Source organism: Massilia glaciei (assembly GCF_003011895.2).
Lineage (GTDB): Bacteria > Pseudomonadota > Gammaproteobacteria > Burkholderiales > Burkholderiaceae_D > Telluria_A > Telluria_A glaciei.
Window position 1 is genome coordinate 1 of the sequence record NZ_PXWF02000154.1, and the last position, 635, is coordinate 635.

The window sequence follows — 635 nt, forward strand, 5'->3', positions numbered from 1 at the left end:
ACGGCGTCGAATGGCGCGCCATGCAGGAGGCGGCGCAACTGGTGCACGCCTTCCTGAACGAGCTCGGCCTGCCGTCCTTCCTCAAGACCAGCGGCGGCAAGGGGCTGCACGTGGTGGTGCCGCTCAAGCCGGCGCTCGACTGGGACGCGGTCAAGGATTTCTCGCAGGCCATCGTGCGGCACCTGTCGTCGACGCTGCCCGAGCGCTTCGCCTTCAAAAGCGGGCCGCGCAACCGGGTCGGCAAGATCTTCATCGACTATCTGCGCAACGGCCAGGGCGCGACCACGGTGAGCGCCTGGTCGGCCAGAGCGCGCCCGGGGCTGGGCATCTCGGTGCCGCTCGACTGGGACGAGCTGATGAGCGTCAAGTCGGGCGACCAGTGGCATGTGCGCAACGCGCACACCCGCCTCGACCGCGGCAACGCGCCCTGGGACGGCTATGCCCGCAGCGCGCGCGGGCTGGCGGCGGCCATGAAGCAGCTCGGCCTCAAACCCGGCGCGCCGGACCGGTAGCACCCCGGCACGACGGCCGCCGTTGCGCCCCGCCTTGACGCGTTTCGCGTTCACCTGGATGGATCCGGCCGCCGCCGTGGGCCGTTGATTCGTGCTGTATGCAGCAATTCTCAATTCAGATTT

1 protein-coding gene is annotated in these 635 nt (G+C 69.3%); it reads left to right on the top strand.

The window, feature by feature from the left end; all coding sequences use genetic code 11:
- Positions 1-512: non-homologous end-joining DNA ligase LigD (gene ligD / locus C7C56_RS10295; protein WP_370660197.1), on the top strand; the 512-nt coding region annotated here is incomplete at its 5' end.
- Between the last annotated feature and the right edge of the window lie 123 nt (positions 513-635).